This is a genomic window from Lysobacter cavernae, from assembly GCF_042648505.1.
Taxonomy (GTDB): domain Bacteria; phylum Pseudomonadota; class Gammaproteobacteria; order Xanthomonadales; family Xanthomonadaceae; genus Lysobacter_L; species Lysobacter_L cavernae.
Window position 1 is genome coordinate 324,609 of sequence record NZ_JBHRXK010000001.1, and the last position, 13,162, is coordinate 337,770.

General features: G+C 67.2%; 14 protein-coding genes and 1 tRNA gene. 10 read left to right on the forward strand and 5 right to left on the reverse strand.

What is annotated here, in order from left to right:
- The first annotated feature begins 3 nt into the window (after positions 1-3).
- From ccmE to ACFOLC_RS01520, 9 genes are all read left to right on the forward strand, one after another.
- A complete protein-coding gene (gene ccmE, locus ACFOLC_RS01480; protein ID WP_386756946.1) occupies positions 4-474 on the forward strand; it encodes a cytochrome c maturation protein CcmE in 471 nt (156 codons plus the stop codon).
- Complete coding sequence (locus ACFOLC_RS01485) at positions 475-2,433, forward strand: heme lyase CcmF/NrfE family subunit (RefSeq protein WP_386756947.1); 1,959 nt, start codon at positions 475-477, stop codon at positions 2,431-2,433. It begins immediately after the preceding gene.
- Positions 2,430-3,002: a DsbE family thiol:disulfide interchange protein gene (locus ACFOLC_RS01490; protein ID WP_386756948.1), complete on the forward strand. Its 573-nt coding sequence runs from the start codon at positions 2,430-2,432 to the stop codon at positions 3,000-3,002. Before ACFOLC_RS01485 ends, ACFOLC_RS01490 begins: the two co-directional genes overlap by 4 nt.
- 86 nt (positions 3,003-3,088) lie before the next feature.
- Positions 3,089-3,577 carry a cytochrome c-type biogenesis protein gene (locus tag ACFOLC_RS01495; protein ID WP_386756949.1) on the forward strand — a complete coding sequence of 163 codons (489 nt, stop codon included), beginning with the start codon at positions 3,089-3,091 and terminating at the stop codon, positions 3,575-3,577.
- Positions 3,577-4,593, forward strand: coding sequence for a tetratricopeptide repeat protein (locus ACFOLC_RS01500; RefSeq protein WP_449284284.1), 1,017 nt, complete (start codon positions 3,577-3,579; stop codon positions 4,591-4,593). Before ACFOLC_RS01495 ends, ACFOLC_RS01500 begins: the two co-directional genes overlap by 1 nt.
- A gap of 479 nt (positions 4,594-5,072) precedes the next feature.
- Positions 5,073-6,209, forward strand: coding sequence for a homoserine O-acetyltransferase MetX (gene metX, locus ACFOLC_RS01505; protein ID WP_386756952.1), 1,137 nt, complete (start codon positions 5,073-5,075; stop codon positions 6,207-6,209).
- A 79-nt stretch (positions 6,210-6,288) separates the two neighbouring features.
- Positions 6,289-6,885 (forward strand): cysteine dioxygenase family protein, encoded by a 597-nt coding sequence (locus tag ACFOLC_RS01510; RefSeq protein ID WP_386756954.1) that lies wholly within the window; start codon positions 6,289-6,291, stop codon positions 6,883-6,885.
- Positions 6,886-6,967: 82 nt separating this feature from the next.
- On the forward strand, positions 6,968-7,426 hold the full coding sequence (locus ACFOLC_RS01515; protein ID WP_386756955.1) for a DUF2214 family protein: 459 nt from the start codon (positions 6,968-6,970) through the stop codon (positions 7,424-7,426).
- Between the two features lie 43 nt (positions 7,427-7,469).
- A tRNA-Leu gene (locus ACFOLC_RS01520) sits at positions 7,470-7,556 on the forward strand.
- A gap of 208 nt (positions 7,557-7,764) precedes the next feature.
- On the opposite strand, the gene ACFOLC_RS01525 is transcribed toward ACFOLC_RS01520, so the two are convergent.
- A complete protein-coding gene (locus ACFOLC_RS01525) occupies positions 7,765-8,268 on the reverse strand; it encodes a DUF1579 domain-containing protein (RefSeq protein ID WP_386756956.1) in 504 nt (167 codons plus the stop codon).
- A 56-nt stretch (positions 8,269-8,324) separates the two neighbouring features.
- Positions 8,325-8,531: a hypothetical protein gene (locus tag ACFOLC_RS01530; protein ID WP_386756957.1), complete on the reverse strand. Its 207-nt coding sequence runs from the start codon at positions 8,529-8,531 to the stop codon at positions 8,325-8,327.
- Positions 8,532-8,742: 211 nt separating this feature from the next.
- Between ACFOLC_RS01530 and ACFOLC_RS01535 the strand changes: the two genes are divergently transcribed.
- Positions 8,743-9,531: an NRDE family protein gene (locus ACFOLC_RS01535; protein WP_386756958.1), complete on the forward strand. Its 789-nt coding sequence runs from the start codon at positions 8,743-8,745 to the stop codon at positions 9,529-9,531.
- Here ACFOLC_RS01535 and ACFOLC_RS01540 read toward each other — a convergent pair.
- Genes ACFOLC_RS01540 through ACFOLC_RS01550 form a run of 3 tightly spaced genes read right to left on the reverse strand, consistent with a single transcriptional unit; the run spans position 9,528 to position 12,980 of the window.
- Positions 9,528-9,731, reverse strand: a complete 204-nt coding sequence (locus ACFOLC_RS01540; RefSeq protein ID WP_386756959.1) for a hypothetical protein — start codon at positions 9,729-9,731, stop codon at positions 9,528-9,530. The two genes, ACFOLC_RS01535 and ACFOLC_RS01540, sit on opposite strands and share 4 nt — an antisense overlap.
- Positions 9,728-10,882, reverse strand: coding sequence for a PepSY-associated TM helix domain-containing protein (locus tag ACFOLC_RS01545; protein ID WP_386756961.1), 1,155 nt, complete (start codon positions 10,880-10,882; stop codon positions 9,728-9,730). Before ACFOLC_RS01545 ends, ACFOLC_RS01540 begins: the two co-directional genes overlap by 4 nt.
- 7 nt (positions 10,883-10,889) lie before the next feature.
- The gene (locus tag ACFOLC_RS01550) at positions 10,890-12,980 is read right to left on the reverse strand and encodes a TonB-dependent siderophore receptor (protein WP_386756962.1); all 2,091 of its coding nucleotides are present in this window, start codon (positions 12,978-12,980) and stop codon (positions 10,890-10,892) included.
- Positions 12,981-13,162 lie beyond the last annotated feature (182 nt).

Below are 13,162 nucleotides of genomic sequence, written 5' to 3' on the forward strand. Positions count from 1 at the left end.
CCGATGAATCCTGTACGTCGCCGCCGCCTGCTGTGGGTAATCGCGCTGGTCATTGCCGCCGGCATCGCCGCCGCACTGGTGGCGATGGCCCTGCAACGCAACATCGCCTACCTGTACACGCCCAGCGAAGTGCTGCGTGGCGAAGCCGGTGGGCACGCGCGCTTCCGCCTCGGCGGCATGGTCGCGGAGAACTCGTTCCAGCGCGCACCCGGTTCGCTCGAAGTGCAGTTCAAGGTCAGCGACGGCGACGCGCAGATGTCCGTGGTCTACACCGGCATCCTGCCCGACCTGTTCCGCGAGAAGCAGGCGGTGGTCGCCACCGGCCGCATGCAGGGCGACCGCTTTGTCGCCGAGGAAATCCTCGCCAAGCACGACGAGAGCTACATGCCCAAGGAAGTCGCCGACAAGATGGGCATGGCACACAAGAAGCACGATGTCCCGGCCGCGGCGCCGGCCACGCAGGGCACGCCCTAAGTGCTGCCCGAACTCGGTCAAATCGCGCTGCTGCTGGCACTGCTGGTGTCGCTGCTGCAGGCGGCGCTGCCGTTGGTCGGCGCGCAACGTGGCGTCAAACCGTGGATGGCGGTGGCGCGCCCGGCGGCCTATGCGCAACTGGCGCTGATCGCCGTCGCGTTCGCGATCCTCACCTACGGCTTTGTCGCCCAGGACTTCTCGCTGCGCTACGTCGCCGAAAACAGCAATTCGTTGCTGCCGCTGATGTACCGCTACACCGCCGTGTGGGGTGCGCACGAAGGCTCGCTGCTGCTGTGGGCGCTGATCCTGGCGCTGTGGACCGCGGCGGTGGCGCGCTTCTCGCGTGCGCTGCCGGACGAGGTGATCGCGCGCGTGCTCGGCGTGATGGGCGTGGTCAGCATCGGCTTCCTCGCCTTCCTGATCTTCACCAGCAACCCGTTCGGGCGCCTGCTGCCGGCGGTGGCCGAAGGCCGCGATCTCAACCCGCTGCTGCAGGACCCGGGCATGATCATCCACCCGCCGATGCTGTACATCGGCTACGTGGGTTTCGCGGTGCCGTTCGCGTTCGCGATCGCCGCCCTGCTCGACGGCAAGATCGACGCGCGCTGGCTGCGCTGGACGCGGCCGTGGACCAACGTCGCCTGGGCCTTTTTGACATTGGGCATCGCGCTGGGTTCGTGGTGGGCGTACTACGAGTTGGGCTGGGGCGGCTGGTGGTTCTGGGATCCGGTCGAGAACGCCAGCTTCATGCCGTGGCTGGCCGGCGCGGCGCTGCTGCACTCGCAGGCTGTCACCGAAAAGCGCGGCAGCTTCCGAGGCTGGACCTTGCTGTTGGCGATCGCCACGTTCTCGCTGTCGCTGCTGGGCACCTTCCTGGTGCGTTCGGGCGTGCTGACCAGCGTGCACGCGTTTGCCGCCGATCCCACGCGCGGACTGTTCATCCTGATCTTCCTCGGCATCGTCATCGGCGGTTCACTGCTGCTGTACGCATTGCGCGCCCCGTCCAGCGAGGACGCCGGCAAGCCATTCGAGGCCAACTCGCGCGAGACCCTGCTGCTGGCCAACAACCTGCTGCTGTCGACCGCCTGCGCGATGGTCCTGCTCGGCACGCTGTACCCGCTGCTGGCCGACGCGCTGGAGCTGGGCAAGATCTCGGTCGGCCCGCCCTACTTCGCGTTGATGTTCGCGCTGCTGATGGCACCGCTGGTGGCGCTGCTGCCGTTCGGCCCGGTCACGCGCTGGCAACGCGAGCAGGTCTCCAGACCGCTGGCGATGCTGCTGCCGTGGGCCGGGCTCGCCTTTGCCGCTGCCGTCGCCGCATTCTTCCTCGCCCCGCAGGGCGCGTGGAAAGTCGCTGCCGGCGTGTTCGGCGCGGCCTGGGTGCTGCTGGGCACGCTGCGCTTCATCGTCACGCGCCTACGCAGCCAGAACAGCGGACAACGCTTCACCGCCGAGATGCTCGGCATGACCCTGGCCCACTTCGGCATCGCCGTGTTCCTGGTCGGTGCCCTGCTGGTCGAAGGCCTCAGCCAGCAGCGCGAACTTGCCGTCGTGCCCGGCCAGACCGTCGAGCTCGGCCGCTACGCGTTCCGCTTTGACGGTGTCGTCCATTCGCAGGGCCCCAATTACGAGGCCGACCGCGGCACCGTCACGGTGTATGCAAACGACCAACCACTGACCGTGATGCACCCGGAAAAACGCACCTACGTCAGCGGCGGCCAGGTCATGACCGAGGCGGCGATCGAGCGTGGCGTCACCCGCGATCTCTATGTCGCGCTGGGCGAGCCGCTCGGCGGCAGCTCCTGGGCGTTGCGCGTGCACATCAAGCCGTTCGTGCGCTGGATCTGGGCCGGCGCGCTGCTGATGATGCTGGGCGGCCTGGTCGCGGCGACGGACAAACGTTTCCGACGCACCAACTCCACGCCTGTCCCATCCCCGACTCCGGAGCCCGTCCGATGAGCGACCCCTCGCCGTCCGCCCGCAACTCGTCGATGCGCTGGGTGCCGTTGATCGTCGTCGTCGTGCTGGGCGTGCTGCTGTTCGCCGGGGTGATGCTCAGCCGCAATCCCAACCGCGAAGCCTTGCCCTCGCCGCTGATCGGCAAGCCGGCGCCCGCGTTCCAGCTGCCGGCGCTGCACGAATCCGGCCGGCTGGTGTCTTCCAACGAACTGCGCGGTGCACCCTACCTGCTCAACGTCTGGGGCAGCTGGTGCCCGGCCTGCCGCGACGAGCACCCGGTGCTGACCCGCTTCGCCGAAACCAAGCGTCTGCGCGTGATCGGCTTCAACTGGAAGGACGAGCACGCCGACGCACTGCGCTGGCTCGAGCAGTTCGGCAACCCGTACTGGCTGGTGCTGGCCGACTACGAAGGCAAGGTCGCCATCGACTGGGGCATCTACGGCGCGCCCGAGACTTTCCTGGTCGATGCCGACGGGATCATCCGCTGGAAATACGTCGGTCCGTTGACCGACGCGGTGATCGAGAAGGACCTGCTGCCGAAGCTGGCGCAGATCGAGCAAGCGCGATGAGCCTGATGGGCGACAACGTGCTCACTCCCGTCATTCCCGCCCAGGCGGGGATTCATGAACGTTGCCCTTCGCGCGGACGAAAGACGATGGCTTCCCACCTGCGCGGGAATGACGGACTCCTTGGGTTCGCACTGCTCCTCGCCGCCGCAATACTGCTGTCTTCCTGGTCGCTCGCCGCCTTCGCCCAGGTCGCCACTGACCCGGCCCCGTTGCAGTTCCAGACGCCGGCCGAAGAGCAGCGCTTCCACGCACTGGTCAGCGAGCTGCGCTGCGTGATGTGCCAGAACCAGTCACTGGCCGATTCCAATGCCCAGATCGCCGTCGACCTGCGCCACGAGGTGCTGGAGCTGATGCGCCAGCGCAAGAGCAATCGCGAGATCAAGGATTTCCTGGTCGCCCGCTACGGCGAGTTCGTGCTGTACCGCCCCCAGGTCGAATCCAAGACCTGGCTGCTGTGGTTCGGCCCGGCGCTGGTGCTGCTGGCCGGTGGTTTCGTCGTTGCCGGCGCGGTGCGCAAGCGCGCCGCCCGTGCTTTGACGCCGGCCGACGACAAGAACGAAGAGCAGGAGTGGTGATGACCGGGTTCGTGATCGCCAGCGCAGCGCTGGCCCTGCTCGTGCTCGCCTACGTGCTGCGCCCGCTGTGGCGCACGCGGCCGCTGGCCGGTTTTGGCGCGGTCGCTGGCCTTGTTCTCGCCACCGGGCTGTTGTACCTGGTGGTCGGCACGCCCAATGCGCTTGATCCGGCCCAGCGCCAGGCACCGCAAACCCTGGACGACGCGATCAGCCAGCTCGAGGCCGAGCTGAAGCGCGACCCCAACCAGGTCGAAGGCTGGCGCCTGCTCGGCCGCGCCTACCTCGCCGAAGGCCGCACGGGCGAGGCGCGCGACGCCTTGGCCAAAGCGATCAAGCTGACCCCCGATGACCCCGACCTGCTGGCCGAGGCCGCCGAGACCCGCGCACTGGCCGCCGACGCTCGCCAGTTCGACAGCGAGGCGGTGGCGATGCTGCGCCATGCCCTGCAGCAACAGCCCCTGCACCAGCGCGCACGCTGGTTCCTCGGCATTGCCCAGCGCCAGGCCCAGCAACCGGCCGAAGCCGCCAAGACCTGGGAACCGTTGCTGGCCGTGGTGAACGGCAAGACCGCCACCAGCCTGCGCGAGCAGATCAATTCGGCACGCAGAGAAGCCGGCCTGCCGCCGCTGCCTCCGGCGGCACCGAGCGCATCGTCGGCGAGCACGACGGCCACCGCCGGCATCAAGGTCAAGGTGTCGCTGGCGCCGGCGTTGGCCGCCCAACTGCCGGCCAACGCCAGCCTGTTCGTGATCGCCCGCCAGCCCGACGGCCCACCGATGCCGGTCGCCGTCGAGAAACTGCCGGCCCGAGGTTTCCCGCTCGAGGTCACGCTCGACGACGGCGACAGCCCGATGCCGACGATGAAGCTGTCGCAGCTCGACCGCGTCGAAGTGCTGGCACGCGTGTCCGCCAGCGGCAATGCGATGCCGCAGGCGGGGGATTTGGAAACGGTGGCGAAGCCGGCCGGCAAGGATTCGGGCGTGATCGAACTGGTGATTGATCGGGTCCGGCCATGAGCGGCGGCTGACGCTGCTTCGCCGATTCCTACCAATGTCATCCCCGCGAAGGCGGGGATCCAGGGACTTTGGCTCTTGCCTTAGCTTTAAGGGCTTCAGCTTTAAGGGCTTCAGCTTTAAGGGCTTCAGCTTTAAGGGCTTCAGCTTTAAGGGCTTCAGCTTTAAGGGCTTCAGCTTTAAGGGCTTCCGCCCGCTGCGCGGCCGGGTCACTTTCTCTTGCTAAGCCCAAGAGAAAGTAACCAAAGAGAAGGGCTTCCTCGACAAATCAGCCCCACGACCGGAAAGATCAAGATCAAAGCTTCCCTTCCCCGTTCCCCGTCCGCCCTGAACGTAGACGCGCAGCGCCGAAGTCGAAGGGCACACAAACGTGGGTCGCATGCCTCTCCCATGCACACACGCTTGCTCCTCATGCCTGAGGATCATGGACATGCCTTCGACAACGGAGTGCTCCACCCGCGCGCCGCCGTTAAGCTTTACCCATGACCGAATTCATCCCCCCCGGCACCCGCTTCTTCGATCTGCCCTCGCCGTTCCCGATGAAGCGTGGCGGTGCCCTGCACGGTGCACGTGTCGCCTTCGAGACCTGGGGCACACTCAACGCCGCACGCGACAACGCGATCCTGATCGTCACCGGCCTCTCGCCCGACGCGCATGCCGCCAGCAACCACGGCAACCCGGAACCGGGCTGGTGGGAGCCGATGCTCGGTCCCGGCAAGCCGATCGACAGCGACCGCTGGTTCGTGATCTGCGTGAACTCGCTGGGCAGCTGCAAGGGCTCGACCGGGCCGGCCTCGCTCAATCCCGACACCGGCGCGCTGTACCGGCTCGACTTCCCCGACCTGTCGGTCGAGGACGGCGCCGATGCCGCCGCCCACGTCGTGCGCGGGCTCGGCATCGCCCAGCTCGCCTGCATGATCGGCAACTCGATGGGCGGGATGACGGCCCTTGCGCTGCTGGCCCGGCACCCGGGGCTGGCGCGCACGCACATCAACATTTCCGGCGCCGCGCGTGCACTGCCGTTCTCGATCGCGATCCGTTCACTGCAGCGCGAGGCGATCCGGCTCGACCCTGACTGGAACCACGGCCGCTACGACGACGAGCGCTACCCCGAGTCCGGCATGCGCATGGCGCGCAAGCTTGGCGTCATCACCTACCGCTCGGCGCTGGAATGGGACGGCCGCTTCGGCCGCGTGCGGCTGGAGTCCGACCGCCGCGACGACGAGGACCCGTTCGGCCTCGAGTTCGAGGTCGAAAGCTACCTGGAAGGCCATGCGCGCCGCTTCGTGCGCCGCTTCGACCCCAACTGCTATCTGTACCTGAGCCGTTCGATGGACTGGTTCGATATCGGCGACTACTGCACCGCGCGGTCCGGCGACAGCGAAGGCAATACCCGCGCCGGCCTGGCCAGCATCCGCGTCGACAAGGCCCTGGCGATCGGCGTGCACACCGACATCCTGTTCCCGCCACAGCAGCAGGAGGAGATCGCCGACGGCCTGCGCGCCAGCGGCGCCGATGCGCAGTTCCTGCCGCTGCCCTCGCCGCAGGGACACGACGCCTTCCTGGTCGACATCGGCCGCTTTGGACCGGCCGTGGCCGCTTTCCTGGCCGGGCTGTAATCCTGGCTCCGTATCGCCTGGCCCGCTGTTTTATCCTGGTCAGGATCCGCCCTTGGTGCGGCGGGTTAGAATCCACCGCATGAACACCCACGACGCGCTGCCCGACCTGGATTTCCCCGGCCACGACAAGCTGGTCGCCGCCATCGACGCCGCGGTCAACGCCGGTGACGAGCACGCGGTCACCGCGGCCCTGCGCACCACGCTGTGCGGCATGATCCGCGACCGCGAGGTGCAACTGCCGCAGTGCGTGCACGACCCGATCGACGACCACTACGCGCGGCGCGAGCTCTACCGCAGCCCTGGACTCGGCTACAGCGTGGTCGCGATGACCTGGGGCCCAGGCCAGGGCACGCCGGTGCATGACCACTGCGGGCTGTGGTGCGTCGAAGGCGTCTGGGACGGCGAGTTGGAGATCACCCAGTACGAGCTGCTCGAGCGCAACGGCGACCACTTCCGCTTTCGTGCCGCCGGCGGCATGCACGCTGGTCCCGGCAGTGCCGGCAGCCTGATCCCGCCGCACGAGTACCACACCATCCGCAATGCCAGTAACGACGCCGTCGCGGTGTCGCTGCACATCTACAAGGCGCCGATGGAGGCCTGCTCGATGTTCGTGCCGCACGAGGGCGAGTGGTTCGCCCGCGTCGCCAAGGCCTTGCAGACCGACCAGGCGGCCTGAGTCACGACCGCAACTTCTGACCTCTGGCACCTGGTCCCGTCATCGGCAACGGTTTAGGGTTGCGGCTTTCCACCCGGAACCCATGCCGATGATGACCGACTTCCTGCTGGCCAGCGTGCACCACCTGCTGGTGTATGCCCTGATCGCAATGCTGGTCGCCGAATCAGTGCTGCTGCGCGGCACCGTCGACCGCATCACCCTGCAGCGCCTGGCCGGCGTCGACCTTGGCTACGGCCTGTGCGCGATGGCGCTGATCGTGGCCGGCATCGCGCGCGTGGTGTTCGGCGTGAAAGGTTACGACTTCTACCTGCACAACCCCTGGTTCCACGCCAAGCTCGGCGCCTTCGTGCTGGTTGGCCTGCTGTCGATCCTGCCAACCGTGCGCTTCCTGCGCTGGCGCAAGGCCCTGGCCGCCAACCCGGCCCATCTCCCCGACGCCACCGAAGTCGCCAAGCTGCGCGGCATCGTCCGCTTCGAGCTGATCCTGATCGCCGCGATCTTCGTCTTCGCCGCCGCGATGGCCCGCCACGGCGGCCTGTAAGGTCTACAGCGCGGCCGCCCACTCGGCTATACTGCGCGACCGCGCCGGAGTGGCGGAATCGGTAGACGCAGCGGACTCAAAATCCGCCGCCCTTAAAAGCGTGTGGGTTCGAGTCCCACCTCCGGCACCAGATTGAGACGAAGGGCCAAGCGAAAGCTTGGCCCTTCGTCTTTTTCAGGATCGATCACGGGAGCATCAGGCACGACGCGCTTGGCTTGCTGCCATGAACGCGCCCGGCACCCCGAACATCGACCAACAAGGCGATCCGCGCCCTCGGTGGTCATCACGCCAACCGGTGCATGACATCGGCTGCGCCGCGCGGCGGTATTTTCAGCAGGTCAAGCGTGCACCCGTGCATACCGCACCTCCACCGCCTTGGCCGCTTCGCCCTGCGGCGTGATGTTGGTCATGGTGATGACCAGGTGGTCGGCGTCGGGTTGTTCGATCTCGGTGCGCCAGTCCCAGCGCGGGCCGCCTTGGCCGTCGCCGTAGCTGCCCAGTACGTTGAAATGCTCAGCACCGGCAGAGCCAGCGGAGAACATGATGCTGGTGCCGGTGCCGAAGCTCTCGACCCAGGCCGATTCGAAGGCGTCGTCGTCCAGGTGCACGCCGTAGAGGGCGACGCCGTCGATCAGGTCGTCACCAAAGCGGGTCTGGTACTCGTGCAACAGGAAGCGTCCGCCGAGGATGCTGCGAATGCTGCCGCGCTGCGGCGACTCGCAGGCGAGCTGATCGGGCTGGAACCACAGGCGGAACGTGCCCGCCCACTCACCCGCCATCTGTGCCAGGCGGTGATGGGCGCCGCCTTCGGCGAGCGATGCCTCGAACTCCTTCTTGCCCATGATGGACTCCAGCCGGAATCGATGGGATGGCTCTCAGCGCTACGAACCGGGCAGCGTCACGGTAGCAGCGTACCGAACACGACGCGCGAGCGCTCATCGTAAATCCGCAACCACAGCGCCTGCCGCAGCGCTTCGGCATGGCGTTTGGCATGTGGTAATACCGCCGCCAGTGCCGCCTCGGCGCTGCCGTAATCCAACGCGGCCTCCGCGATCTGTTGGGCAAGCAGACCACCGTCCTGACGCGACACTTCGACGCGATACATTGGCTGGCACCTCGTGGCTGGTGGCGCAGGCGTGCCGGTACGATGCAACCGGACCACGCCAGCACTCCGGTTCCTGACTATGGCAATAGCGTGCCGGGTTTATGAATGCGAGGCTGTCAGCCAAGATCGCAAGCCGCTGTAGGACTTTCCCTACCCTTCATCCAACGAGGCTCATCGGCATGGCCCTTCCCTTCCCGCGGCAATTGCCCCGATGTGCTTGATCGCAGTGGCCTGGCGCGCCCACCCGCGCTACCGCCTGGCCCTGATCGCCAATCGTGACGAGGCGCACGACCGGCCCGCGGCCGCGGCGGGCTTCGACCCGGATGCGCCGGCCCTGTACGGCGGACGCGACCTGCGCGCCGGTGGCGGTTGGCTGATGGCCTCGACGCGCGGGCGGCTCGCCGCGGTGACAAACGTGCGGGCCGGTGTGCCCGAAGGGGCCATGCCGCGTTCGCGTGGGGCGCTGGTGCACGACTTCGTGAGCGGCAGCAACGACAACAACGGCTTTCTGTCGGTGCTCGGCCCCGACGCGGCGCAGTACGGGCGATTCAACCTGCTGGCCTGGGATGGCGAGCAACTCGGCTTTGCCAGCAACTACCCGGGCTTCGTGCAGCACGAAGTAGCCCCCGGGCTGCACGCGATGTCGAACGGCGCCTTCGATGCGCCCTGGCCGAAGAGTGGCCACGCCGTGGCGGCACTGAGCGCCTGGCTGGCGGCCGTGCCTGCCGGTGGCAGCCCAGCCGATGATGCGGCCCTCGCGTCGTTGTTCGGCGCATTGGCCGACACCACGCCGGCCCCCGACGCCGCCCTGCCCGACACCGGCGTCGGCCTGGAACTGGAACGCCACCTGTCGTCGGCGTTCGTGCTCGGCACGCGTTACGGCACGCGCTGCAGCAGCGTGGTGCTGGTCGAAGAGCAGCACATCACGTTCGTCGAGCAGAGCTTCGGGCCCGACGGTGTGCGGCTGGGACGCACGCGCTCCCGGTTTGCGGTCGGCTAGCTGCGGCGCCCGTTGCCGCTGCGGTCACGGCGCCACCATGCACGCGCGAACAACCACAGCAGTCCGGCGAATACGAGCCACGACACGGCGTCGAACACGCCATCTCCGACAAGTGCGCTGACCAGCCCGACCAGACTGGCCAGCCCGATCCACGCGGGTGCGACGAACGGACTGCGCGGACGCGCCCCGTTCGCGCTCATGTCGCCGCGTCCTGGCCATTGGCCGCAAGGCCCGCGCGTTCGATCTCGGTCACGCGCGCTTCGGTGCTACCGCGCTTGGCCCACAGGTACAGGCCACTGACCAGCACCGCGATCGTCAACAGGTCCAGCAGCGCCCACAGGATCTTCAGCGGCATGCCACCGTAGTCGCCGAAGTGCAGCGGCTGCGACAACAGCAGCGCGGTCATGTAGCCGGGCAGCTGCGGGCGCGCGGTGAGTTCGCCGGTCTCGGCGTCGATCAGCACCGGCCGGTACAGGCGCTCGGTCAGCGGCGTGTTGCCGTGCATGAAGACGCCGTAGTGGTGGTCACCGCTGTAGCCGGTGCCGGGGTAACTGACAAACGCAGGCGTCATGCCCGGCTCCGCTGTCCGCGCGGTCGCGATCGCGGCGTCCAGCGAGGTGAAGCGCGTGGGGCGCGGACGGCCTTCGTACTGTTTGGCGAAATCGCCCAATTGTTCGGTCTGCCAGGCCTGTTCCAACGGCTGTGCGAGCGTGTTGATCGCACCGGTGATGCCGACCACGAACGCCCACCCGAGCGTGACAATGCCTAGCACGTTGTGCAGGTCCAGCCATGCCAATCGCCGGCTGCGCCCGGTGCGCCATGTGCCGAACGGCAGCTTGCGCATGAACGGGGCGTACAGCACCAGGCCAGAGACGATGGCCACCGCGAACAGCAGCGCCATCGCACCGAGGAACAGCATGCCGGGCAGGCCGACGAACACGTCGGTATGCAGGCGATAGATGAAATACATCACGCCTTCATTGAATGGCGCCACCGGCAGCAGCTCGCCGGTGTATTCGTGCAGCACGGCCGTGTGCATCTCCGGTGGCGGCGTATCGGGCCGCGCACCGGTGTTGACGTAGACGCTGGGCGAATGGTCGTCCCAGCCGAAGAACAGCGGAACGTCGCCGGGATATTGCTGCAGCGCGCGCGCGACGAGTTCGTCGACGTTGGCGCGTTGCGCGCCCGCAGCCGCCGGAGCCACCTCCGGGTCGGCCCCGGTTAGGTGGCTGATCTCTTCCCAGAACACCAGCGGCAAGCCGGTCAAGCAAAGCAGCAGCAGGAACACCGTGCACACCAGGCTGGTCCACTTGTGGACCAGGAACCAGGCTTTCAGTGTTGCACGCTGCATGGCGGCCTCAGAAGCGGTAGGTGACGGTGCCGACGACGGTGCGCGTGTTGCCGGTGAAGCAGTCGCCGAAGTAGCGGCACGGCGCGAAGTATTCCTTGTCGAACAGGTTGGTCACGTTCAGTGCGACGGTCCACTGCGGCATCTGCAGTTCCAGCAGCGCGTCGGCCAGCGTGTAGCTGGGCGTACGGATCGACGTGGTGGCGCCGGCAGACACCGTCGAGCCGACGTAGCGACCGCCCAGGCCCGCGCGCAGCGTCATGTCGTCACCCACCTGGAAGCCCTTGGCCAGCCACACGGACGCCAGGTCCTGCGGCGTGTCGTTGAGGCGGCGGTCCACTTCCCAGGCGATGTTGCTCTTCGTCACTTCCGCCTCGTTGTGGCTGTAGCTGGCGGTGACAGTGAAGTCGTTGTCGAAGACATACGCGCCTTCCAGCTCGATGCCCTTGGACTCGATCTCGCCGGTCTGGACCACGTTGAGCACGTTGTCCGGGTCATTGGTCTGGCGGTTGGTCTCGGTGATCTTGTAGATCGCCGCGGTGAACATGGCGTTGCGCGTGGGCTGCCATTTCACGCCGGTCTCGACCTGGTGGCCGCGCATCGGATCGAACGAATTGCCGAAGAGGTCCTGGCCCAGCACCGGCACGAACGATTCGGTGTAGGTGACGTACGGCGAGACGTTGGCGCCGACGTCACCGATCAGGCCGACGCGGTAGGTGGTGGCGTTGTCGGTCTGGTCGGCAATGCCCTGCGTTTCGGTACGCACGTGGTCGCGGCGCGCGCCCAGCACCACCGACAGGCGGTCGGCCCAGCGGATCTGGTCCTGTACGTACACGCCGGTCTGCGTGCTGCGCTGGTCCGGCAACGGCAGGTACTCGGGGATGGTCACGCCGGTCGACACCGGGTTGTAGATGTCGATGGGCGTGGTCGCGCCCGAGAACGTCGAGGACTCCTCGCGGAAATCGGTGTAGTCCACACCGGCCAGCAACAGGTGCTGGAATGCACCGGTGGCGAAGTCGAACTGCAGCGAGTTGTCGCTGGTCAGGATGCGATCCTCGGGCTTCACGCCGTAAGTCAGGCGGTTGACCACGCGGCCGTCGGCATCGATGAACGGGTATTCCGGATTGCTGTAGGTATCCGGGAAGATTTCGCGGAACTCGGTCTTCGAGTCGATGTAGCGCAGGTTCGAGCGCCAGGTCACCACGTCGTTGAAGGCATGGTCAAACAGCACCGTGGCGCTGGCGACGCGCGCGTCGAGCTTGTCGAAGTCCTTGTCACCCAGGAAGGTCGACGGGTCCAGCTTGCGGCCCGGCGGCGCCTTGAGCGTGGCCACGACCGGCAGGAACTGCTGGCTCGACGCCGTCTTGTCGTGCTGATAGCTGGCCAGCACGGTGAGGTTGGTGCGCTCGCCGCGCCAGGTGATGGACGGTGCGATGTAGATGCGGTCGTCGTCGATCTCGTCGGTCTGCATGCCCGAATCGCGGACCACGCCGACCAGGCGGCCGGCCAGGTTGCCCGAATCGCCCAACTGGCCGGTGATGTCGCCCTGCAGCTGCTTGCGGTCGAAGTTGCCAAGCTGCAGACCGATCTCGCCAGCATCCTGGAAGTTCGGTCGCTTGCTGATGGCGTTGATGATGCCGCCCGTGCTACCGGCGCCGTACAGCATCGAGGACGGGCCGCGCAGCACTTCCACGCGCTCCAGGCCGTAGACCTCCGGACGCGCCATCGGGCTGAAGTTGAAGAGCTTGCGCATGCCGTCGACGTACTGCGTCGGGTCCAGGCCGCGGACGGTGCTGGCGTCGGCGCGGGTGTCCAGGCCCCAGGCGTCGGCGGTGACACCGGCGCTGTAGCGCAGCGTCTCCTGCAGGTTGCGGGCGCCGCGGTCGGTGAACAGCGCGGAGGTGACCACGCTGATTGCCTGCGGTGTTTCCATCAGCGGCGTGTCGGTCTTGGTCGCGGTGGTGGCGCGCTCGGCGACCACGACCACGCTGTCCAGCGACTTGGCGTCATCGACGCTCTGCGCTTGCGCAATGGCCGAAGCCAGCGCGGTGGGCGCGATCATCGACAGCAGAAGGAGGTGACGACGTGTGTGACCGGACATGAGCGCTCCCGCGAATTCAGGCGGCGGATTATCTAGGCGCTCAGCCAATAATGCAAATCATTCTCATGTAAGTGCGGCGCTCGACGTCCGGATGGAACACCCCCGATGTTGCGCATGGCCCGCATCACCCCAGCGGAACTGCGCCGGCTGATCGGGGAAGGCGGATCGCTGGTCATATTCCG

What these genes read in the sequence shown, in the direction of transcription:
- ACFOLC_RS01495 (WP_386756949.1), top strand. Translation starts at nt 3,089, where the DNA reads ATGGCTTCCCACCTGCGCGGGAATGACGGACTCCTTGGGTTCGCACTG.
- ACFOLC_RS01545 (WP_386756961.1), bottom strand. Translation starts at nt 10,882, where the DNA reads ATGCAGCGTGCAACACTGAAAGCCTGGTTCCTGGTCCACAAGTGGACC.
- metX (WP_386756952.1), top strand. Translation starts at nt 5,073, where the DNA reads ATGACCGAATTCATCCCCCCCGGCACCCGCTTCTTCGATCTGCCCTCG.
- ACFOLC_RS01490 (WP_386756948.1), top strand. Translation starts at nt 2,430, where the DNA reads ATGAGCGACCCCTCGCCGTCCGCCCGCAACTCGTCGATGCGCTGGGTG.
- ACFOLC_RS01530 (WP_386756957.1), bottom strand. Translation starts at nt 8,531, where the DNA reads ATGTATCGCGTCGAAGTGTCGCGTCAGGACGGTGGTCTGCTTGCCCAA.
- ACFOLC_RS01515 (WP_386756955.1), top strand. Translation starts at nt 6,968, where the DNA reads ATGCCGATGATGACCGACTTCCTGCTGGCCAGCGTGCACCACCTGCTG.
- ACFOLC_RS01510 (WP_386756954.1), top strand. Translation starts at nt 6,289, where the DNA reads ATGAACACCCACGACGCGCTGCCCGACCTGGATTTCCCCGGCCACGAC.
- ACFOLC_RS01500 (WP_449284284.1), top strand. Translation starts at nt 3,577, where the DNA reads ATGACCGGGTTCGTGATCGCCAGCGCAGCGCTGGCCCTGCTCGTGCTC.
- ccmE (WP_386756946.1), top strand. Translation starts at nt 4, where the DNA reads ATGAATCCTGTACGTCGCCGCCGCCTGCTGTGGGTAATCGCGCTGGTC.
- ACFOLC_RS01535 (WP_386756958.1), top strand. Translation starts at nt 8,743, where the DNA reads ATGTGCTTGATCGCAGTGGCCTGGCGCGCCCACCCGCGCTACCGCCTG.
- ACFOLC_RS01550 (WP_386756962.1), bottom strand. Translation starts at nt 12,980, where the DNA reads ATGTCCGGTCACACACGTCGTCACCTCCTTCTGCTGTCGATGATCGCG.
- ACFOLC_RS01540 (WP_386756959.1), bottom strand. Translation starts at nt 9,731, where the DNA reads ATGAGCGCGAACGGGGCGCGTCCGCGCAGTCCGTTCGTCGCACCCGCG.
- ACFOLC_RS01525 (WP_386756956.1), bottom strand. Translation starts at nt 8,268, where the DNA reads ATGGGCAAGAAGGAGTTCGAGGCATCGCTCGCCGAAGGCGGCGCCCAT.